Origin of the sequence: Streptomyces sp. NPDC047002 (assembly GCF_040704505.1) — a bacterium.
Taxonomy (GTDB): Bacteria; Actinomycetota; Actinomycetes; order Streptomycetales; family Streptomycetaceae; genus Streptomyces.
On the sequence record NZ_JBEYWC010000005.1, the window covers coordinates 259832 to 276591 of the forward strand.

Consider the following 16760-nt stretch of genomic DNA (forward strand, 5'->3'; position numbering starts at 1 on the left):
TCCCGGCGCTCACTCCACTGATGTCCGCGCCCAGCCTACTTGCGGCCGCCGTGCCCCGCGGACCGTTCCGCGGGGCCGGGGGGCGCGGCCACGCTCACCGCTGCGGCAGCCAGCCCGTCTGGATCAGCGGGGTGCCCCGCCTGCGGGAGACGAAGGTGCCGCGGCCCGGGGGCATGCGGCGGGCCCTGACATGGCCGAGGATGTCGCCCTCGCCGGGGTCGCCCGAGAGGACGACGCCCTGCGCGCCGAGCTCCTTCACGCGCTGCATGAACGGCTCGAAGCTCGACCGGGACGCACCCGCGGCGCTGCGGGCGATGATGAAGCGCACGCCCACGTCGCGGGCGAACGGCAGGTTCTCCACCAGCCGGGCCATCGGATTGCCTGAACCCGTCGCCACCAGCTCGTAGTCGTCCACGATCACGAACAGCTGCGGCCCCGACCACCAGCTGCGGTCCCGCAGTTGCTGCGGTGTGATGTCCGGCTTCGGGGCGCGCTTGCCCATCACCGTGGCGATCGCGTCCATGTGCACGTCCATCGCCGACGCCATCGGTGCGTACTCCAGCAGGTGCGACGCCGGCACCGCCTCCAGCAGGGAGCGCCGGTAGTCGCCCACCACGATCCGCGCCTGCTCAGGCGTGTAGCGCTCGGCGAGCTGCTTGGCGATGAGCCGCAGCAGCGACGTCTTGCCCGACTCGCTCTCCCCGAAGACCACGAAGAACGGGTCGGTCTCGAAGTCGACGAACACCGGCCCGAGTCCGGTCTCGTCGAGGCCGATCGCGATGCCCTGCTGCGGGAACTCGAAGCCCTTCGGCAGCTGTTCCGCCGACAGCCTGCGCGGCAGCAGCCGCACCTGCGGGGCCTCGGCCCCCGGCCAGTGGCCCCGCACGGACGCCACGAAGGCCGCCGTGCTCTCCGACAGGTCCGCCGCGTCGCTGACCCCGTCCATCCGCGGCAGCGCCGTCATGAAGTGCAGCTTCTCCGGGACCTGTCCGCGGCCCGGCACGCCCGCCGGCACGTTCGCCGCGACCTTCCGGTCGAACTCCGAGTCCATCACGTCGCCCAGGCGCAGTTCGAGACGGCCCAGCATCTGGTCCTTGAGCGCCGAGCGGACCTCCATGTACCGCGCGGCCGTGACCACGATGTGCACCCCGTAGCCGAGGCCGCGTGCCGCGATGTCCGCGATCACCGGCTCCAGCACGTCGTACTCGTTCTTGAAGCCGCCCCAGCCGTCGATCAGCAGGAAGACGTCGCCCCACTGCTCGTCCGCGAGGTCGCCGGCCGCGCGCCTGCGCCGGTAGGTGGCGATCGAGTCGATGCCCTGTGAACGGAACAGCTCCTCGCGGGCGTTGAGCACCCCCAGCACCTCGGCGACCGTCCGCCGCACCCGCTCGGGGTCGAGCCGCGACGCCACCCCGCCGACATGCGGGAGCCCGGCCAGCGACGACAGGCCGCCACCGCCGAAGTCGAGCCCGTAGAACTGCACTTCGGCGGGCGTGTGGGTGAGCGCGAACGACGCGGTCAGCGTCCGCAGCAGTGTCGACTTGCCGGACTGCGGGCCGCCGACCACCAGCATGTGGCCCGCCGCGCCGGAGAAGTCCCGGTACAGCACCTCGCGCCGCTGCTCGAAGGGCTTGTCGATCAGGCCGAGCGGCACCACGAGCCCGCCGGGGCGCGTGTACTCGACGGCGGTCAGGCCGCGCCGCTCGGTCGGCGCGATCCCCGGCAGCAGGTAGTCGAGGGTCGGCGCCCGGTCGAGCGGCGGCAGCCACACCTGGTGCGCGGGCACCCCCTGCCCGTCGAGCCGCCGCACGACCACGTCGAGCACGGTGTCGGCGAGCGCCTCGTCCTCCCGCTCGACCGGCGCGGGCGCCGCCGCGGGGCCCGCGTACACCACGGGCACCGGGGCCGCGGTGAACACCGCGGGCCGCCGGTCCACCGGCAGCTGCCCCGCGGGCACCTCGGGCCCGCCCGAGCGGTACGTGCCCGACACGTACGCCGCCTTGAACCGCACCATCTCGTCCGTGCCGAACTTCAGATACCCGGAGCCCGGCACCGCCGGCAGGTGGTAGGCGTCCGGCACCCCGAGCGCCGTGCGCGACTCCGCGGCGGAGAACGTCCGCAGGCCGATCCGGTACGAGAGGTACGTGTCGAGCCCGCGCAGCCTGCCCTCCTCTAGGCGCTGCGACGCCAGCAGCAGATGCACGCCGAGCGAGCGGCCGATCCGGCCGATCTGGATGAACATGTCGATGAAGTCGGGCTTCGCGGTGAGGAGTTCGGAGAACTCGTCGATCACGAGCACCAGCGAGGCCAGCGGTTCGAGCGCCGCGCCGGCCGCCCGCGCCTTCTCGTAGTCGTGGATGTTCGCGTAGTTGCCCGCCGCCCGCAGCAGCTCCTGCCGCCGCTGCAGCTCGCCCCTGATCGCGTCGCCCATGCGGTCCACCAGCGTCAGGTCGTCCGCCAGGTTGGTGATGACCGCCGCCACGTGCGGCATCTGCGACATCCCGGCGAACGTGGCGCCGCCCTTGAAGTCCGCGAGGACGAAGTTCAGCGTCTGGGACGAGTGCGTCACCGCCAGGCCGAGCACCAGCGTGCGCAGCAGCTCCGACTTGCCGGAACCCGTCGCGCCCACGCACAGCCCGTGCGGGCCCATGCCCTCCTGCGCGGCCTCCTTCAGGTCCAGCATCACCGGCCTGCCGTCCTCGCCCACCCCGATCGGCACCCGCAGCCGCTCCGCCGTGGACCGCGGCCGCCAGGTGCGCGCCACGTCGACCGCGCCCGCGTCCCCGAGGTTCAGCAGGTCCGTGAAGTCGAGGTTCGCCAGCAGCGGCTCGTCCTCGTCGCCGCCGCCCGTGCGCAGCGGCGCGAGCTGCCGCGCCAGCGCCTCGGCCGCCGGTAGCGACAGGCCGTCCGGCACCCCCTCGTACGCCACGCCGCCGCCCGACTCCAGCCGCAGCCACCCCGGGTGCACGGCTACGGAGAGGCCGCCGCGCAGCTCGTCGAGGTCGCCGCCGACCAGCTCGACGACGGTCACGCCCTGCACGCCCTCCGCCGCGGCGAACAGCGAGTCGGGCGGCACCATCCCGCCGTCGAGCACCACCACGACGTGCGGCTGGTCGAGCACCGGCTGCGAGTCGCGCCCGAACCGCGGCCGCCCGTCGAGCCGCGGCCGCAGCAGCCGCTCGATCTCGCCCAGGTCGTCGCCGAACAGGCGCCTCGTCCCCGCGCCGTCGAGCTGCCCCTGCACCTGTGTGTGCGGCAGCCACTTCGTCCAGTCCCACCGGGGCACCGCCTGCGGCGCGGCGACCACGGCGACCACCAGGTCCTCGGGCGAGTGCAGCGTCACCAGCTGCGCCACCAGCGCCCGCGCCGCCGCCTGCGCCGACTCCGGCTCGCCCGACACCGTCACGTGGTAGAACGCCCGCATCGACACCGCCATCGGCAGCGCGTCCAGCGAGCCGTGCACCGCGAGGAAGCGCTGCATCGCGCCCGCCGTCAGCGGTTCGAGCTCGTCCACCGGCGCGGTGTCGGGAGCCACCAGCGGCGTCGCGAGCTGCTGCGCGCCGAGCCCGATCCTGGCCTGCCCGAAGTCCGCGTCCCCGACCCTGCGCTCCCAGATCCTCGACCCCTCGGCGACCACCGCCCACAGCTGCTCGGGCGCCGGGTGCAGATACAGCTGGGCGTCGCGCTGCGCCCGCGCCGTCCTGCGCACCGCGCGCCGCGACTGCGACAGGTACTTGAGGTAGTCCCGCCGCACGTCGGCCATGTGCCCTTGCGTACCCCGGCGGAAGCGGAAGACCTGCGCGATCACCATGCCGACCGTCGAGACCAGCATCAGCACGCCCATGACGCGCAGGAAGGGAGCGGCCTGCGGCGAGAAGAAGAACACCACGGACGAGCCCATGCCGAGCACCGGCAGGAGCTGCATCAGCATGCCCTCCTGCTGCCCCCGGGGAAGCTCGGGCGGCGCCTCGACGGCCAGCGGCTCCGCGGGCACCTCGGGCGGAAGCGACCGCGGCGGTCGCTTGACGACGATCTGGCTCACCGACGCACCAATTCCTCAATACGGGCGGATGGTTCCGTACCGGCGCCCCCGTGGCGGCGGCTCACGTGCAGCACGCGATCCTACTGGCAGCCCCCCGCCGCAGGGCCCGGTAGGGTGGCGCGCGCACCGTGCGCGAACGCGAAGCCGGAGGCGGCAGGGCAGCCGCCGCACCGGCGCGGATACGGGCGCATCCAGGCGTGATCAGGGGGACGCAACACGTGAGTACGAGCACGGCGACGGGGTTCTGCCGCGTGACGGTCGTCGCCCCCGACAGCAGGATCGACGTGGCGCTCCCCGAGGACATCGCCGTCGCCGACATCCACCCGGAGATCCTGCGGCTCACCGGCCAGACCCAGCCCGCGGGCGCCCCCACCGGCTACCACCTCGTGCGCCGCGACGGCACCGTCCTCGACGGCTCCCGCACCCTCGCGGCGCAGCAGGTGCTCGACGGCGAGGTGCTCGCCCTGCGGCCGTTCGCCGAGTCCCTGCCGCCCGCCGTCTTCGACGACGTCTCCGACGCCGTCGCCGCCGCGGTGCGCCGCGACCGCCACCTGTGGAGCGACGACCTGATGCGCGGCGCGGGCCTCGCCGCGGGCGGCCTGCTCCTCGTGCTCCTCGGCTTCGTCCTCTGGTTCGCCGACCCGGTGCGCCACGACATGCACGGCCTGCCCGGCATCGTCGCAGGCGGGGCAGGCGTCCTGCTCACCGCGCTGTCCGGGGTACGGGCCCGGGTCTACGCCGACCGCAGCGCCGCCGTCGCCCTCGGCCTCGGCGCGCTCCCGCTGCTGCTCATCGGCGGCTCCGGGATCCTCGGCCCCGACGCGGGCCAGGGGCCTGGGCGCCTGCAGTTCCTGCTCGGCTGCGTCACCGTCCTGGTCGCGTCCTTCACCCTCGTCGCGCTCACCCCCAGCGGCGACGCGCCCTTCGTCGCCGCCACCTTCCTCGCCGCCGTCGGCACCCTCGCCACCTTCGGCGCCATCCTCACCGGCGCCTCGCCCCGCGAGACCGCCGCCGTGTGCGCGCCCGTCGCGATCGGCCTCGTCGCCTTCCTGCCGGGACTCTCCGCACGCTTCGCCCGCCTGCCCATCGGCTACGCGGCGCCCCGCGGCGCCGCCGACGCGTCCGGCGCCAACGAGGCCGACCCCGCCGCGGCGGCGGAACCCGTCGACGCCGAGCGCATCGCGGCCCAGGCACGGCGCGGCCACGAGATGCTCCTCGGCCTCGTCGGCGGCTGCTCCGCCACCGTCGTCGGCGCCGCCGCCGTCCTCGGCTTCTCCGACAGCCTGTACGGGGAGCTCCTCGCCCTCGCCTCGGGGCTCGCGATGCTGCTGCGCGCGCGCCTGTTCCGCTACACCTCGCAGGTGTGCTGCGCGCTCGTCGCCGGCCTCGCCGCCGTCGCGCTCCTCGTGCTCGGCCTCTGCCTGAACCCGCCCGCAGGCCCCGTCGACCAGCTCCTGCGCTACGGCGACCACGGCCCGCTCGACCTGCGCACCGTCTGGCTCGCCGCGAGCGTCGCCGCCGGCGCTGCCCTGCTCACCGCCGTCGGCCTGATCATCCCGCGCAAGGGGCTCTCGCCGTTCTGGGGCCGCCTCCTCGACCTCGCGGAGGGCGCCGTCCTGCTCTCCCTCGTACCGCTGTGCCTCGCCGTCCTCGACGTCTTCGCCAGGGCCCGCGCCCTCACCGGCTGACCCTTCGGCGGGGCGGACCGCGGGGCGGGGGGAACGCGGTCGGGACCGCCCCGACCGGCTGGTAGGCTGACCACTACCCGCACGTCCGCCCACCGCCACGGTGCGGCAGCCGCCGCGCACCCCGCGGCCGGCACCCCAGGACGCGCGGTACGGCCTCCCGAGTCACGGAAGTCCCCCGGAGAATACGACCCGGGGCGCTCGGCGGCCCACGAAGACCACGAGGAGTACGCGTGTCGCTCGACACCGCCACCAAGAAGCAGATCATGGACGAGTTCGGCACCAAGGAAGGTGACACCGGCTCCCCCGAGGTCCAGGTCGCGCTCCTTTCGCGCCGTATCTCGGACCTCACCGAGCACCTCAAGACCCACAAGCACGACCACCACTCCCGCCGTGGTCTGCTGATCCTGGTGGGCCAGCGCCGCCGTCTGCTCCAGTACCTGGCCAAGAAGGACATCCAGCGCTTCCGTACGCTGGTCGACCGCCTCGGCATCCGCCGCGGCGCCGCCGGCGCCAAGTAGCAGCGCGTGAAGGGAGCGGTTCCCGCCCGGGAACCGCTCCCTTCGCCGTATGCACGGCCCGGCCGGAATGCCGTCCCGGGCCGCGGCTCAGTACTCTGGCTGACGAGCACGTAGAAAAACAGCACAACAGAACACAGACGTGAGCGAGGAGGAGCGCCCTCCGCCGCGGCCGGTCCTCGGTAGTGGCATCCGGAAGACGCACCCGCGCGGGGGAGGCCCCCGCGCGTGCGCACCGGCTGCTTCGATCGAAGACCGGCAAGCACCAAGGAGCGCACCTCCCAGCGTCCGCCGCCACACGGGCGGCAGACGAAGACGAGGAGAAAACACTGGTGGAGAACGAGACCCACTACGCCGAGGCCGTCATCGACAACGGCTCCTTCGGCACCCGCACCATCCGCTTCGAGACGGGCCGCCTGGCCAAGCAGGCCGCAGGGTCCGCCGTCGCGTACCTGGACGACGACACCATGGTGCTGTCGGCCACGACCGCCTCGAAGAACCCCAAGGACCAGCTCGACTTCTTCCCCCTCACGGTGGACGTCGAGGAGCGCATGTACTCGGCCGGCAAGATCCCCGGCTCCTTCTTCCGCAGGGAGGGCCGCCCCTCCGAGGACGCCATCCTCACCTGCCGCCTGATCGACCGGCCGCTGCGCCCCTCGTTCAAGAAGGGCCTGCGCAACGAGATCCAGATCGTCGAGACGATCATGGCGCTCAACCCCGACCACCTCTACGACGTGGTCGCCATCAACGCCGCCTCCTGCTCCACGCAGCTGGCAGGCCTGCCCTTCTCCGGCCCCATCGGCGGCACCCGCGTCGCCCTCATCAAGGGCCAGTGGGTCGCCTTCCCGACCCACACCGAGCTGGAGGACGCCGTCTTCGACATGGTCGTCGCCGGCCGGGTCCTCGAAGACGGCGACGTCGCGATCATGATGGTCGAGGCCGAGGCCACCGACAAGACCATCCAGCTCGTGAAGAACGGTGCCGAGGCCCCCACCGAGGAGGTCGTCGCCGCGGGACTCGAAGCCGCGAAGCCCTTCATCAAGGTCCTCTGCCGCGCCCAGGCCGACCTCGCGGCCAAGGCCGCCAAGCCCACCGGCGAGTTCCCGATCTTCCTCGACCACCAGGACGACGTCCTGGAGGCGCTCACCGCCGCCGTCAAGGACGAGCTCGCCCAGGCCCTCACCATCGCGGGCAAGCAGGAGCGCGAGGCCGAGCTCGACCGCGTCAAGGGCCTCGCCGCCGAGAAGCTGCTCCCGCAGTTCGAGGGCCGCGAGAAGGAGATCTCCGCCGCCTACCGCGCCCTCACGAAGACCCTGGTCCGCCAGCGCGTCATCAAGGACAAGGTCCGCATCGACGGCCGCGGCGTCACCGACATCCGCACCCTCGCCGCCGAGGTCGAGGCCATCCCGCGCGTGCACGGCTCCGCCCTGTTCGAGCGCGGCGAGACCCAGATCCTGGGCGTCACCACGCTCAACATGCTCCGCATGGAGCAGCAGCTCGACACCCTCTCCCCGGTGACGCGCAAGCGCTACATGCACAACTACAACTTCCCGCCGTACTCCACCGGCGAGACCGGCCGCGTCGGCTCCCCGAAGCGCCGCGAGATCGGCCACGGCGCCCTCGCCGAGCGCGCCCTCGTCCCGGTCCTGCCGACCCGCGAGGAGTTCCCCTACGCGATCCGCCAGGTCTCCGAGGCCCTCGGCTCCAACGGCTCCACGTCGATGGGCTCCGTCTGCGCCTCCACCATGTCGCTGCTCAACGCGGGCGTGCCCCTCAAGGCCCCCGTCGCCGGCATCGCCATGGGCCTGATCTCCCAGGAGATCGAGGGCGAGACCCACTACGTCACCCTCACCGACATCCTCGGTGCGGAGGACGCCTTCGGCGACATGGACTTCAAGGTCGCCGGCACCAAGACGTTCGTCACCGCGCTCCAGCTCGACACCAAGCTCGACGGCATCCCCGCCTCCGTGCTCGCCGCCGCGCTGAAGCAGGCAAGGGACGCGCGCCTGCACATCCTCGACGTGATGAACGAGGCCATCGACGTCCCCGACGAGATGTCCCCGAACGCCCCGCGCATCATCACCGTCAAGATCCCGGTGGACAAGATCGGCGAGGTCATCGGCCCCAAGGGCAAGATGATCAACCAGATCCAGGAGGACACCGGCGCCGACATCACCATCGAGGACGACGGCACCATCTACATCGGTGCCGCCGACGGCCCCTCGGCGGAGGCCGCCCGCACCACGATCAACGGCATCGCCAACCCGACCATGCCCGAGGTCGGCGAGCGCTACCTGGGCACGGTCGTCAAGACGACCACCTTCGGCGCGTTCGTCTCCCTGCTCCCCGGCAAGGACGGCCTGCTCCACATCTCGCAGATCCGCAAGCTCGCCGGCGGCAAGCGCGTGGAGAACGTCGAGGACGTCCTCGGCGTCGGCCAGAAGGTCCAGGTCGAGATCGCCGAGATCGACCAGCGCGGCAAGCTCTCCCTCATCCCCGTGATCGAGGGCGAGGACGCCGAAGGCGACACGAGCGACGAGGCGAAGGACGCAGACGCCAAGTGACGTCCCCCGGCCTCAAGGCGACGGCCCGCACCTCCTCGGAGGCGCGGGCCGTCGCCCGTACCCGAACCCTCGTCAAGGGCGAGAACGGCGTCGGCACCGTGCGCCGCACCACCCTCCCCGGCGGCCTGCGCGTCGTCACCGAGACCCTCCCGTCCGTGCGCTCCGCGACCTTCGGCATCTGGGTCCAGGCGGGCTCGCGCGACGAGACCCCCGCGCTCGGCGGCGCCACCCACTACCTCGAACACCTCCTCTTCAAGGGCACCAAGCGGCGCAGCGCCCTCGACATCTCCTCCGCGATCGACGCGGTCGGCGGCGAGATGAACGCCTTCACGGCGAAGGAGTACACCTGCTACTACGCGCGGGTCCTCGACACCGACCTGCCGCTCGCCGTCGACGTCGTCTGCGACATGCTCACCGGCTCCCTCATCGAGGCCGCCGACGTCGAGGCGGAGCGCGGGGTCATCCTCGAAGAGATCGCCATGACCGACGACGACCCCGGCGACATCGTCCACGACCTCTTCGCGCAGACCATGTTCGGCGACACCCCGCTCGGCCGCCCCGTCCTCGGCACCGTCGACACCGTCGAGGCCCTCGACCGCGACCGCATCGCCCGCTACTACCGCAAGCACTACGACCCCCGGCACCTGATCGTCGCCGCAGCGGGCAACGTCGACCACACCGCGCTCGTACGGCAGGTGCGCGCCGCCTTCGAGAAGGCCGGCGCCCTCACCCGCACCGACGCCGCGCCCCTGCCCCCGCGCACCGGCCACCGCGCCCTGCGCACCGCCGGCAAGGTCGACGTCCTCGACCGCTCCACCGAGCAGGCCCACCTCATCCTCGGCATGCCGGGACTCGCCCGCACCGACGAACGCCGCTGGGCCCTCGGCGTCCTCAACACCGCACTCGGCGGCGGCATGAGCTCCCGCCTCTTCCAGGAGGTACGGGAGAAGCGCGGCCTCGCCTACAGCGTCTACTCGTACACCTCGGGCTTCGCCGACTGCGGCCTCTTCGGCGTCTACGCGGGCTGCCGCCCCGCCCAGGTCGCCGACGTCCTCAAGATCTGCCGCGACGAACTCCACCGCGCCGCGACCGGGGGACTCGACGACGACGAACTCGCCCGCGCCGTCGGCCAGCTCTCCGGCGCCACCGTCCTCGGCCTCGAGGACACCGGCGCCCTCATGAACCGCGTCGGCAAGAGCGAACTGTGCTGGGGCGACCACCTCTCCACCGACGACCTCCTCGCCAGGATCGCCGCGGTCACCCCGGACGACGTCCGCGAGGTCGCCCGCGATCTACTGGGACAGCGCCCCTCGCTCGCGGTCATCGGACCGCTCGGCGACAAGGACGCCGCCCACCTCGACGAAGCGGTCTCCTGACCCGGCACCACGACGAGGCCCGCACCGCCCCCGCAACACCCGCACCACCACGAACCGGAGGAACACCGAGCGATGAGCAAGCTGCGCGTGGCCGTACTCGGCGCCAAGGGCCGCATCGGCTCCGAGGCGGTACGGGCCGTCGAGGCCGCCGACGACATGGAACTGGTCGCCGCGCTCGGCCGGGGCGACACGCTGGACACCCTCACCGAGGCCGGCGCCCAGGTCGCCGTCGAACTCACCACCCCCGCCTCGGTCATGGGCAACCTCGACTTTCTCGTACGGCACGGCATCCACGCCGTCGTCGGCACCACGGGCTGGACCGACGAACGCCTCGCCGACCTGCGGACCGCGCTCACCGCATCCCCCGGGACCGGCGTGCTCATCGCACCCAACTTCTCCATCGGCGCCGTCCTCACCATGAAGTTCTCCGAGATCGCCGCCCGCATGTTCGAGTCCGTCGAGATCGTGGAACTCCACCACCCCGGCAAGGCCGACGCCCCCTCGGGCACCGCCACAAGGACCGCCCAGCTCGTCGCGCAGGCCCGCGCCGCCGCGGGACTCGGCGCCCAGCCCGACGCCACAAGGACCGCACTCGACGGCGCCCGCGGCGCCGACGTCGACGGCGTCCCGGTGCACTCCGTACGGCTGCGCGGCCTCCTCGCCCACCAGGAGGTCATCCTCGGCGGCGAGGGCGAGACCCTCACCATCCGCCACGACTCCCTCCACCACAGCAGCTTCATGCCGGGCATCCTGCTCGGCGTACGGCGCGTCACCGCCACCCCGGGCCTCACCTTCGGCCTGGAACACTTCCTCGACCTCGCCTGAGCGGACCGGACCCACCACACCCATGAGCGCGAAGATCACCTACGTCGTCGGCGCCGTCGTCCTCGTCTTCTACTTCGTCCTTGCCGGGACGCGCGGCGTCTGGCTCATCCAGGCAGGCACCCCCGTCACCGTCGTCTTCGGCGTCGCCGTGCTGATCCTGCCGCTCATCGGGGCCTGGTTCCTCTGGCAGAACACCCGCTTCGTCACCCGCGCCAACGCCCTCGCCGCCGAACTCGACGCCGAGGGCGGCCTGCCCGTCGACGAACTCGTCCGCACCCCCGAAGGACGCATCGACCGCGACTCGGCCGACGCAGTCTTCGCCCGCCGCCGCGCCGAGACCGAGGACGCCCCCGACGACTGGCGCTGCTGGTTCCGCCTCGCTGTCGCCTACCGCGACGCCCGCGACACACCGAGGGCCCGCAAGGCGATGCAGCGTGCCATAGCGCTCCACGACGGGCGACCCGCCAGCGCCTGACCCCCGCACCGCCTCGCGGGCCCCCGAAGACCGCGAAGGACCGCCTGCGGCCTCAGCGGGCGCGCCCGTACTCCGCGCCCCACGCCTCCACCGTGTCCGCGGCCCGGTCGAAGGCGTCACCGCTCGACAGGAAGTCCGCGCTGTGCGTCGTCAGCAGCGCCACCCGCTCACCCCGGTGCCGTTCGAGCACCAGCGCCTGGCCCTGCACCGTGCGCGGCAGCCCCAGCCACCGCACCGGCTGCTGCACCGTACGCACCGCCGCCGCCTGCTCCCACGCCACCGTCGACGTGCGCAGCAGACCCACCCTGCGCACACCGTGCCTGCTCACCCACGTCCCCATCCGCAGCATCCGCAGCGCCACCGCGATCACCACCACGGAGACCACGGCGCACACCACGGCACCAGAACCGCCCGCGGCCAGCGCGGTCACCACGGTCGCGAACAGGATGAACGACGAGAGCAGCAGCAGAACCGCGGCGACCCCCACCCGCCAGGGACCAGGCCGGTAGGGGCGCCGCCAATGATCGTGGTCGTCGTACGGCAACGCGGCATCCGCCGCGTCGAACGCACGATCGGCCGTCAGGAAGGACAAGGGCACGACTGATCCTCACTCACAAGCACGCTCGATTGCTGTGCCCGGTGAGGCTACCGAGCCCCGTGCGCCCGGACCACCCGAGGGGCCGGGCGCACGGCTCCCGGCGCTCAGCGGTGCTGCGCCGCCTCCGCCTGCTGCGCGTGGTGCAGCGCGGGATTGGCCTGGAGCGCCGGCACCCCGAACAGCAGCGAACCCGCGAACGCCGCGGCGATGACCAGCCCGGTCAGCACCCGCCCCGCCAGCTCGCCGCGGGCCGGCCGCTGCTTCGGCGGCGGCTCGACATTGCTGCGGAAGCTCTCAGCCTCGGCGAGAAAGCTGAACGGTACGTCCTCACGCCGGCGGAACATGGGTCGACCTCCTCTGGTACCTCGGTGCCTGTACTCGGCAGTCCTGCTGTTCAGACAGACGCAGAACAAACCGCTCAGGTGCCCGAATTCCCCGAAAGAGGGAGAACGACCTGGTCACGAACGCGCCCGCACCGCCCTCTACAGTGGGGCCCGCACGCGTACAGAAACGGGAGGACCCCGCAGGTGAGCACCGATACGACCGGGCCCGAGCCGAGTTTCCGCAGCGACGTCACCGTCGAGCTGGTGAAGCACAGCGCCGCCGACTCCGACGTCCTGTGGGCCGCCCGCGTCTCCACCGCGGGCGAGCACTCCCTCGACGAGCTGACGAAGGACCCCGAGCGCTCCAAGGGCCTGATCAACTACCTCATGCGGGACCGCCACGGCAGCCCCTTCGAGCACAACTCGATGACCTTCTTCGTCAGCGCCCCCATCTTCGTCTTCCGCGAGTTCATGCGGCACAGGGTCGGATGGTCTTACAACGAGGAGTCGGGGAGGTACCGGGAGCTGCTGCCGGTGTTCTACGTGCCCGGGGCCGAGCGGAAGCTCGTGCAGCAGGGGCGGCCGGGGAAGTACGAGTTCGTGCACGGGACCGAGGAGCAGCACGCGACGGTGACTGCCGCGATGGAGGAGTCGTACCGGCGCTCGTACGCGGCGTACCAGGAGATGCTGGCGGCGGGCGTCGCGCGCGAGGTGGCGCGGGCGACGCTGCCCGTGGGGCTGTTCTCCTCGATGTATGCGACGTGCAACGCGCGGTCGCTGATGCACTTCCTCGGGCTGCGCACGCAGCACGAGCTGGCGAAGGTGCCCTCGTTCCCGCAGCGGGAGATCGAGATGGTGGGGGAGCGGATGGAGGAGCACTGGCGCACCCTGATGCCGCTCACCCACGCGGCCTTCAACGCCAACGGCCGGGTCGCCCCCTGACCTGCGGCTCCGTCCCGCAGCGCGCGGCCGGTGCCCGGCCCGGGGCACAAAGGTACGGTCCCGGTGGGGCGGTGTCCGTATTGCGGCGTTTCGAGAAGTTCATCTACGCTGATCGAACGGACCCGGCACTGCTTGAACCCCCGAGCAGGCAGTGCCGGGCTCCTCCTGTCCGTAGCCCCGAGGCCACACAGCGGGCTGAGCAGCGAGTAGCGTGTTACCCATGGCTCTGACCTCTACTCCGCAGACCCCCTTCGGGAGGGTCCTCACCGCCATGGTCACGCCCTTCACGGCGGACGGTGCGCTCGACGTCGACGGTGTCCAGCGGCTCGCCGCCCACCTGGTGGACGCAGGCAACGACGGCCTGGTCATCAGCGGCACCACCGGCGAGTCCCCGACCACCACGGACGCGGAGAAAGAGCAGCTGGTACGGGCCGTGGTGGAGGCGGTGGGAGACCGCGCCCACGTCATCGCGGGGGTTGGCACCAATGACACCCGGCACAGCCTGGAGCTCGCACGCACCGCCGAGCGGGCCGGCGCGCACGGGCTGCTCGCGGTCACCCCGTACTACAGCAAGCCGCCCCAGGAGGGCCTCCACCAGCACTTCACGGCGATCGCCGACGCCACGGAGCTGCCGGTCATGCTGTACGACATCCCCGGGCGCAGCGGCGTGCCGATCGACACCGAGACCATGATCCGCCTCGGGCAGCACCCGCGGATCGTCGCGAACAAGGACGCCAAGGGCGACCTCGGCCGCGCCAGCCTCGCGATCGCCGAGTCCGGCCTCGCCTGGTACTCGGGCGACGACATGCTCAACCTGCCGCTGCTCTCCGTCGGCGCCGTCGGCTTCGTCTCCGTCGTGGGCCATGTCGCCACCCCCGAGCTGCGTGAGCTCGTCACGGCGTTCAGCCACGGCGACGTGCAGAAGGCCGCCGAGATCCACCAGAAGCTGCTCCCGGTCTTCATCGGGATGTTCCGCACGCAGGGCGTCATCACGTCGAAGGCGGCCCTCACCCTGCGGAACCTCCCCGCAGGTCCCCTGCGTCTTCCGCTGGTCGGGCTCACCGAGCAGGAGACCGCTCAGCTCAAGCACGACCTCGCCGCGGGCGGGGTACAGCTCTGACAACCAGACTTCACAACTGAATAGCTGAAGACGTCACGTCGGCGACGACGGACGGAACACGACCGGGAGCCGCTCCCGGACCACCAACTGCACCTGCACGAATGTCATGCGCGCCACGTGCCCAAGCGGCACGTGGCGCGCATGGTGAGGAGAGTCTTTTGAGTCATCCGCATCCCGAACTCGGCGCCCCGCCGAAGCTGCCCAAGGGCGGCCTGCGCGTCACCCCGCTCGGTGGCCTCGGCGAGATCGGCCGCAACATGACGGTCTTCGAGTACGGCGGACGCCTGCTCATCGTCGACTGCGGCGTCCTCTTCCCCGAGGAGGAGCAGCCGGGCGTCGACCTGATCCTGCCCGACTTCACCATCCTCAAGGACCGGCTGAACGACATCGAGGGCGTCGTCCTCACGCACGGCCACGAGGACCACATCGGCGGAGTGCCCTACCTGCTCCGCCTGAAGCCCGACATCCCGCTGATCGGCTCCAAGCTGACGCTGGCCCTGATCGAGGCCAAGCTCCAGGAGCACCGGATCCGCCCGTACACGCTGGAGGTGGAGGAGGGGCATCGCGAGCGCATCGGCCCCTTCGACTGCCAGTTCGTCGCGGTGAACCACTCCATCCCCGACGCCCTCGCGGTCGCCATCCGCACCCCCGCGGGCATGGCCGTGCACACCGGCGACTTCAAGATGGACCAGCTGCCGCTCGACCGCAGGCTCACCGACCTGCCCACCTTCGCCAAGCTCGGCGAGGAGGGCATCGACCTGCTCCTGGTGGACTCCACCAACGCCGAGGTGCCCGGCTTCGTCCCGCCGGAGCGCGACATCTCCGGGGTGCTGCGCCAGGTCTTCGCGAACGCGAGCAAGCGCATCATCGTGGCGAGCTTCGCGAGCCACGTCCACCGCATCCAGCAGATCCTGGACGCGGCGCACGAGTACGGCCGGCGGGTCGCCTTCGTCGGCCGCTCCATGGTCCGCAACATGGGCATCGCCCGCGACCTCGGCTACCTGAGAGTGCCGCCGGGCCTCGTGGTGGACGTCAAGACGCTGGACGACCTCCCGGACGACGAGGTCGTGCTGGTCTGCACGGGCTCGCAGGGTGAGCCGATGGCCGCGCTGTCCCGCATGGCCAACCGCGACCACCAGATCCGCATCGTCCAGGGCGACACGGTGATCCTCGCGTCGTCCCTGATCCCCGGCAACGAGAACGCGGTCTACCGCGTGATCAACGGCCTGACGCGCTGGGGCGCGGACGTCGTCCACAAGGGCAACGCCAAGGTCCACGTCTCGGGCCACGCCTCGGCCGGCGAGCTGCTGTACTTCTACAACATCTGCAAGCCGAAGAACCTCATGCCGGTCCACGGCGAGTGGCGCCACCTGCGCGCCAACGCCGAGCTCGGCGCGCTGACGGGGGTCCCCAAGGACCACATCGTCATCGCGGAGGACGGCGTGGTGGTCGACCTGGTCGACGGCAAGGCCAGGATCACCGGAAAGGTCCAGGCGGGGTACGTGTACGTGGACGGCCTCTCGGTCGGCGACGTGGACGAGTCCTCCCTCAAGGACCGCCGCATCCTCGGCGACGAGGGCATCGTGTCGGTGTTCGTGGTGGTCGACTCCACCACGGGCAAGGTCGTCGGCGGCCCGCACTTCAACGCGCGCGGCTCCGGCATCGACGACGCGGCGTTCAGCGCCGTCCAGTCGAAGGTGGACGAGGCGATCGCGAGATCGGCCCAGGACGGCGTTTCGGACCCCCACCAGCTCCAGCAGCTGGTGCGCCGCACGGTCGGCAAGTGGGTCTCCGACACCTACCGCAGGCGCCCGATGATCCTCCCTGTGGTCGTCGAGGTCTGACGGCCCGTCGGCACTTCTCCGGAGCGGGGGGCCTCGATTTGCATCGAGGCCCCCCGCTCCAGTACGTTTCAGTCTCCACCGGAACGCAGCAGCGGGTACGTATGTGCCCGGCGAAGCGGCGAGAGGGTGGAAAACAGCCCGGAAATCTTCTGATAAAGTCGGGCACACGCCGAAAGGCAGAAACACCGAAGGGAAAGCCCGGAGGAGCCCTGTGAGGGGGTCCGAAGGAAGCGTCCGTTCCTTGAGAACTCAACAGCGTGCTAAAAGTCAACGCCAGATATGTTGATACCCCGTCCATGTTCGGGCCCTGACCTTCTTGTTCGGGGTTCGGGTGGGCGAGGTTCCTTTGAAGAAACAACACAGCGAGGATGCTGTGGACTGCGGGGATTATTCCTTCTCGTGGTTCCGCTCTCGTGATGTGGTTGCCCGGATGTCCGGGAAAGCATTC

12 protein-coding genes are annotated in these 16760 nt (G+C 71.6%); 9 read left to right on the plus strand and 3 right to left on the minus strand.

The features are described from left to right. Nucleotides 1-94: 94 nt before the first annotated feature. Complete coding sequence (gene eccCa, locus AB0910_RS08125) at nt 95-4042, minus strand: type VII secretion protein EccCa (RefSeq protein ID WP_366743679.1); 3948 nt, start codon at nt 4040-4042, stop codon at nt 95-97. A gap of 218 nt (nt 4043-4260) precedes the next feature. Here eccCa and eccD point away from each other — a divergent pair, with 218 nt between their 5' ends. The 6 genes from eccD (at nt 4261) to AB0910_RS08155 (ending at nt 11485) form a co-directional block, all read left to right on the plus strand. Further along, nucleotides 4261-5730, plus strand: a complete 1470-nt coding sequence (gene eccD / locus AB0910_RS08130; protein ID WP_366743680.1) for a type VII secretion integral membrane protein EccD — start codon at nt 4261-4263, stop codon at nt 5728-5730. 230 nt (nt 5731-5960) lie between these two features. Continuing rightward, the gene (gene rpsO / locus AB0910_RS08135; RefSeq protein WP_345655144.1) at nt 5961-6248 is read left to right on the plus strand and encodes a 30S ribosomal protein S15; all 288 of its coding nucleotides are present in this window, start codon (nt 5961-5963) and stop codon (nt 6246-6248) included. A gap of 329 nt (nt 6249-6577) precedes the next feature. Then, a complete protein-coding gene (locus AB0910_RS08140) occupies nt 6578-8809 on the plus strand; it encodes a polyribonucleotide nucleotidyltransferase (RefSeq protein ID WP_366743681.1) in 2232 nt (743 codons plus the stop codon). After that, the gene (locus AB0910_RS08145; RefSeq protein WP_366743682.1) at nt 8806-10185 is read left to right on the plus strand and encodes a pitrilysin family protein; all 1380 of its coding nucleotides are present in this window, start codon (nt 8806-8808) and stop codon (nt 10183-10185) included. The genes AB0910_RS08140 and AB0910_RS08145 overlap by 4 nt, the downstream gene beginning before the upstream one ends. 72 nt (nt 10186-10257) lie before the next feature. Next, on the plus strand, nt 10258-11010 hold the full coding sequence (dapB, locus tag AB0910_RS08150; RefSeq protein ID WP_366743683.1) for a 4-hydroxy-tetrahydrodipicolinate reductase: 753 nt from the start codon (nt 10258-10260) through the stop codon (nt 11008-11010). A gap of 22 nt (nt 11011-11032) precedes the next feature. After that, on the plus strand, nt 11033-11485 hold the full coding sequence (locus AB0910_RS08155; RefSeq protein ID WP_366743684.1) for a tetratricopeptide repeat protein: 453 nt from the start codon (nt 11033-11035) through the stop codon (nt 11483-11485). 52 nt (nt 11486-11537) lie between these two features. Here the strand turns inward: AB0910_RS08155 and AB0910_RS08160 are convergent, their stop codons facing one another. Both AB0910_RS08160 and AB0910_RS08165 read right to left on the minus strand, forming a co-directional pair. Then, the gene (locus AB0910_RS08160) at nt 11538-12083 is read right to left on the minus strand and encodes a hypothetical protein (RefSeq protein ID WP_366743685.1); all 546 of its coding nucleotides are present in this window, start codon (nt 12081-12083) and stop codon (nt 11538-11540) included. A 104-nt stretch (nt 12084-12187) separates the two neighbouring features. Further along, nucleotides 12188-12427 carry a hypothetical protein gene (locus AB0910_RS08165; protein ID WP_366743686.1) on the minus strand — a complete coding sequence of 80 codons (240 nt, stop codon included), beginning with the start codon at nt 12425-12427 and terminating at the stop codon, nt 12188-12190. A gap of 183 nt (nt 12428-12610) precedes the next feature. Here AB0910_RS08165 and thyX point away from each other — a divergent pair, with 183 nt between their 5' ends. The 3 genes from thyX (at nt 12611) to AB0910_RS08180 (ending at nt 16312) form a co-directional block, all read left to right on the plus strand. Then, nucleotides 12611-13348 (plus strand): FAD-dependent thymidylate synthase, encoded by a 738-nt coding sequence (thyX, locus tag AB0910_RS08170; RefSeq protein ID WP_366743687.1) that lies wholly within the window; start codon nt 12611-12613, stop codon nt 13346-13348. A 220-nt stretch (nt 13349-13568) separates the two neighbouring features. Next, nucleotides 13569-14468 carry a 4-hydroxy-tetrahydrodipicolinate synthase gene (gene dapA, locus AB0910_RS08175; protein WP_366743688.1) on the plus strand — a complete coding sequence of 300 codons (900 nt, stop codon included), beginning with the start codon at nt 13569-13571 and terminating at the stop codon, nt 14466-14468. Between the two features lie 158 nt (nt 14469-14626). Next, entirely contained in the window at nt 14627-16312 is a 1686-nt protein-coding gene (locus AB0910_RS08180; RefSeq protein WP_366743689.1) for a ribonuclease J, read from the plus strand. Nucleotides 16313-16760: the final 448 nt, after the last annotated feature.